Below are 4,286 nucleotides of genomic sequence, written 5' to 3'. Positions count from 1 at the left end.
CGGCTGCCGACACCCCCACGCAGCAAGAATCCTGGCCCAAAACTGGACCAGGATCCTGTGGCGCTGCTGGCACGACCACACGCCCTACAACCCCGACCTACACGGCCGACTCAACAGCCTCCTGACGAAGGCTGCTTGACATAGGGCTCTCAGCCTCGCCGCGCGTCGAACCACTGGGCGATGACGACCGCAACGGTCGAGGCCAGCGCCACGATGACCGCGGTCCATGAGCCCGCCACAGCCAGCAGCGCCGCGACCGCGATGCCGAGCCCCGCGATGAAGGCCAACCGCGGTCCGGTGCTCAGGCGTCGGGCCGCCCGGGGCGCGGCGAAGATCGCCCACACGGTGATGATCGCGACCAGGAACGCCACGGTCACCACCCACCGGAGGCCACCGTCGGCGAGCACCCAACCGGCGTAGGCTGCGCACCCCCACAGGACCAGCTCGCCCAGAAAGGCGAGCAGGTGCCAGCCGGTCATGGCGCGCTCGTCCCGAGCCGTCGACTCCTCACTCATGGGTGGATGCTATCCATGTGGCGGAGCACCGCCTTCAGCCGTCTAGGCCCTGCCCGCGCGCCCGCGGGTAAGGTTCGACCCAGCCAACCGAAGGGTGAGTGCCATGGCGAAGGTCGGTCGATTCTGGAGCGACGAGGGCGAGGCCGAGTACCGGCGCGTCTACGACGACGCGAGGGCCCTCTGGCCAGAGCACGAGGTGCGCCGCGTGGAGACGCGCTACGGCGAGGTCCAGACGCTCACCGTCGGCAGCGGCGACGCCACACCGATCGTGCTGCTCCACGGCATGAGTTGCACGTCGCTGATGTGGCGCCCCAACGTCGAGGCACTCGCCGCTGGTCGACCGGTCATCGCGATCGACTCGATCGTCGACTGCGGCGGCAGCGTCCAGAGTTCACCCGTCCCCGACCTCGAGGCCGTCGTCGACAGCATCGTCCAGACCCTCGACGGCTTGGGGGTGCAGCGCGCGCACCTCGTCGGTCTCAGCTACGGCGGATGGTCGGCCGCCGGCCTGGCGATGCAGGCACCCGACCGCGTCGCCTCGACCACCCTGCTCGAGCCCGCCGCCACCCTCCACCCGATCCGCCCGGCCTACCTCCTCGGGTTCGCCGCCAGCTTTGTCCGGCAGTCGCCCCGCCGCTGGAAGCACCTGTTCGCGCATCGCCCGGCCGACGACATCATCAGCCTGCTCGACGCCAGCCGCCGCTTCTGGCCCGCCTCGCCGCTCCCCACCGTCTTCTCCGACGACGACCTCGCCGCCATCCGCGGCCCGCTCCAGGTGGTGCTCGGGGAGCGCAGCACGACGTCGGACCCGCGCCGGACCCGAGACCGACTCGCGACGGTGCTGCCCCAGACCCCGCTGACCGTAATCCCCGGCGCCGGCCACGTCGTATCGACCGACGATCCGGAGGCGGTCAACCGCCTCGTCCTGGACTTCATCGCCCGGGTCGAAGCCGCCTGACGGACGCGAGATGGCGCGAGTGCTGATCACCGGCATGTCTGGCGCCGGGAAGACGACGCTCCTCGAGGAGCTCGCCCGGCGCGGCCACGTCACCGTCGACACCGACTATGACGGGTGGGAGCTGCCCGGCGCGGTGTGGGACGAGCCCCGGATGGACGCCCTGTTGGCCGGGCACGCCGACGTCATCGTGTCGGGGACGGTGGAGAACCAGGGTCGCTTCCATGACCGGTTCGATCACATCGTCCTGCTGAGCGCCCCGGTCGAGGTGCTGCTGCACCGGGTCTCGACGCGGACGAACAACCCCTACGGCCGCACCGAGGCGGAGCAGGCCGACATCCGCGAGTACGTCCGCACCGTGGAGCCGCTGCTGCGCCGGTCCGCGACCTTGGAACTCGACGGCCGCCGCCCCGTCGACGAACTGGCGACGGCCATCGAGTCGCTCTCGACGTCGGCGACGAGCGACCTGCTCCTGCTGCCCAGCCCGCTGCTACCGGCGTCCGCCTACGACGGACTGGCCGTAGCCCTGACGAGGGGCGGCACCACGGCCCGGGCGGCCCCGACCCCCACCGGCACCGTCGACGCCACCCGCCTGGTCGAGGAGTGGTCCGCGCTGGTCGGCCCCGGCACGGTCGTGATCCCGCACAGCAACGCGGGCTTCGTGGCGCCCTTGGTCCGGGCACTCGCCACCGCCAAGGCGTCGCTGGTCTTCATGGATACGTCGCTCCCGCCGGACTCGGGCACCTACCCGCTGGCGCCGCCTCGGTTCCGAACCCACCTCGACGGCCTCGCCGACGACGAGGGCCTCCTCCTGCCCTGGACGCGCTGGTGGCCACGGGACGCATACGACGACGTCATCCCGGCGGATCAGTTCGACGACGTGGATCGTGACTGCCCGCGCGTGCCGCTGGCCTACTTCGACACGCACCTCACGGCGCCGGACGGGTGGACGTCGTCCCGCAACGCCTATCTGGCGTTCGGTGGCACGTATGCCGACGAGCTGGCTCGCGCACGGGACCACCGCTGGCCCCACGCCACTCTCGACGGTGGCCACCTCCAGTTCCTGGTCGAGCCAGACGCGGTCGCCGAGCCATTCTGGCGCTCGTCGCAGAGCTCTCTGATCGGTAGACCTCGGCCCGCGCTATTCTGGCCCCGTGACCACTGCTGCCGACTCCCGGACCGTCGAGGATCTCGTGCGCAGCATCAACGCCGGCGCACGCCCGCGGTACCTGCCCTTCTGGGGGCACCGCCCACGCCGCGACGGCCAGCTCGACAAGGCCTGCCTCAGCCAGTGGTGGCCCGCACGCTTCGATGCCGACAACGAGACGTTCGGGTCTGCCGAGCACTACATGATGTGGCGCAAGGCCCTCCTGTTCGACGACGCGGAACGCGCGGCGGCTGTCCTGACGTCCCCGTCACCCGCGCAGGCGAAGGCGATCGGACGACAGGTCCCCGGCTTCGACGAGGCCGTGTGGGTGCAGCACCGATGGGACATCGTCGTCGCCGCGTCGATCGCGAAGTTCAGCAGCGACCCCGGCCTCCGTGACTTCCTCCTCTTCACGGGGCGGAAGGTGCTGGTCGAGGCGTCGCCGGTCGACCGGATCTGGGGCATCGGCCTCGCCGCCGACTCGGAGTTCGCGGAGGTCCCCCAGCGCTGGCCCGGCCTCAACTTGCTGGGATTCGCGTTGATGGAGGCGCGGAGCAGGCTCTGACGATCTCGGCCCACAGCGAGACCAGGGTCGCAGCGGACCGTCGGTGTCCGAGACCTCAGCGGCTCGTGCGGCCCAGCGGCGCAGAACTACGGTCGAGCGCATGGACAAGCGCGGATGGATCCTCGGCATGGCGGCGGCCCTCGCGCTCGCACTCCTGTCGCTGCTCACCAGCATCACCAGCGAGGCCCAGCTCACGGGCGAGGCAGACACGCTCCTGGCGACTCGGCTCAGCGTCAACAAGCTCCTCAACACCGGCACTGCGTGGGCGGGCCTCCCGATCCTCGCGGGCTGGCTGGTGCGGCGGCCGCTGGGCGCGGCCGCGATCGGGGTCGTCAGTTGCCTGACCGCCCTTGTGACGCACTACGGCCTGGGGCAGGTGGTCGGCATCTTCGAGCCGGAGATCTGGGCGTCGAACCGCTACTGGTTCGCCTTCGCGCTCGTCCTCGGCGCACCCTTGGGCCTCGTCGGGTCGCTGGCCCATCGCCAAGGGTGGTTGGGGCTGCTCGCTCGACTGACGGTGCCGCTCGGGGCGACCCTCGAGCCCTTCGTCCTGCAGATGTTCACCCAGCCGGACTACATCCCGTGGCCGGGACGGGTGTCAACGGCCGTCTGCGGCGCCCTGCTGGTGGCTGGCGGCGTCGCCGGCCTGGTCCTCGTCGCGATGCGGGAGCGCCGACGTCGGGCTCAGTCCTTGCGGCCCTTGCAGAAGTAGACGCTCGGCAGGATCCCCACCGACGACACCAAGCTGAGCCCCACGGCCCACGCCTTCTTCGAGCCGTTGACCTTCCGCTGTGGGCGCTGGGACAGGTCGGCCAGCGCCGCGACGCGCAGGCCCAGTTCGACGGTCACGCCGCCGATGATGACGCCCCGCAGCCAGACGGGCAGGTCGCTGAACTTCCGCTTCTCGCTCATGCCACCACGGTACTCCGCGGCATCGAGGGTGCGGCGTCCCCGCTGACCGCTCACTGGTTGACCATTGGGGTGGACGAGGCGAATCGTCTTGTCTGCACCCCGGGTCCATCGGGCCACTGCCAGGCTGAGCGAGTCGCCCTTCGGGGACGACCTGGCTGAGAGTTGCAGGGCTCGGTGGCCCGGGACGCGCAG

Annotated in this window: 5 protein-coding genes and 1 pseudogene; 4 read left to right on the top strand and 2 right to left on the bottom strand. The window is 70.9% G+C overall.

Annotated elements, in window-relative coordinates; all coding sequences use genetic code 11:
* Nucleotides 1-149 precede the first annotated feature (149 nt).
* Complete coding sequence (locus ACQE3C_RS15285; RefSeq protein WP_434539982.1) at nt 150-515, bottom strand: DUF2568 domain-containing protein; 366 nt, start codon at nt 513-515, stop codon at nt 150-152.
* A 103-nt stretch (nt 516-618) separates the two neighbouring features.
* Here ACQE3C_RS15285 and ACQE3C_RS15280 point away from each other — a divergent pair, with 103 nt between their 5' ends.
* The 4 genes and pseudogenes from ACQE3C_RS15280 to ACQE3C_RS15265 all read left to right on the top strand — a co-directional run bounded on the left by ACQE3C_RS15280 (nt 619) and on the right by ACQE3C_RS15265 (nt 3,894).
* Nucleotides 619-1,473, top strand: a complete 855-nt coding sequence (locus ACQE3C_RS15280) for an alpha/beta fold hydrolase (RefSeq protein ID WP_434539981.1) — start codon at nt 619-621, stop codon at nt 1,471-1,473.
* A 10-nt stretch (nt 1,474-1,483) separates the two neighbouring features.
* Nucleotides 1,484-1,798, top strand: a pseudogene (locus tag ACQE3C_RS15275) (AAA family ATPase); the annotation flags it as partial.
* An 826-nt stretch (nt 1,799-2,624) separates the two neighbouring features.
* The gene (locus tag ACQE3C_RS15270) at nt 2,625-3,182 is read left to right on the top strand and encodes an NADAR family protein (protein ID WP_434539980.1); all 558 of its coding nucleotides are present in this window, start codon (nt 2,625-2,627) and stop codon (nt 3,180-3,182) included.
* A 100-nt stretch (nt 3,183-3,282) separates the two neighbouring features.
* Nucleotides 3,283-3,894 (top strand): hypothetical protein, encoded by a 612-nt coding sequence (locus tag ACQE3C_RS15265; protein ID WP_434539979.1) that lies wholly within the window; start codon nt 3,283-3,285, stop codon nt 3,892-3,894.
* Here ACQE3C_RS15265 and ACQE3C_RS15260 read toward each other — a convergent pair.
* Nucleotides 3,867-4,286: hypothetical protein (locus ACQE3C_RS15260; protein WP_434539978.1), on the bottom strand; the 420-nt coding region annotated here is incomplete at its 5' end. The two genes, ACQE3C_RS15265 and ACQE3C_RS15260, sit on opposite strands and share 28 nt — an antisense overlap.

Origin of the sequence: Aestuariimicrobium sp. Y1814, from assembly GCF_050113895.1 — a bacterium.
Lineage (GTDB): Bacteria > Actinomycetota > Actinomycetes > Propionibacteriales > Propionibacteriaceae > Aestuariimicrobium.
Note: the sequence above shows the minus strand (reverse complement) of the source record. Positions and strands in the feature narration are given on the sequence as shown.

Excerpts from the sequence above, each read along its gene's own strand:
- ACQE3C_RS15285 (WP_434539982.1), bottom strand. The coding sequence starts at position 515 with ATGAGTGAGGAGTCGACGGCTCGGGACGAGCGCGCCATGACCGGCTGG.
- ACQE3C_RS15280 (WP_434539981.1), top strand. The coding sequence starts at position 619 with ATGGCGAAGGTCGGTCGATTCTGGAGCGACGAGGGCGAGGCCGAGTAC.
- ACQE3C_RS15265 (WP_434539979.1), top strand. The coding sequence starts at position 3,283 with ATGGACAAGCGCGGATGGATCCTCGGCATGGCGGCGGCCCTCGCGCTC.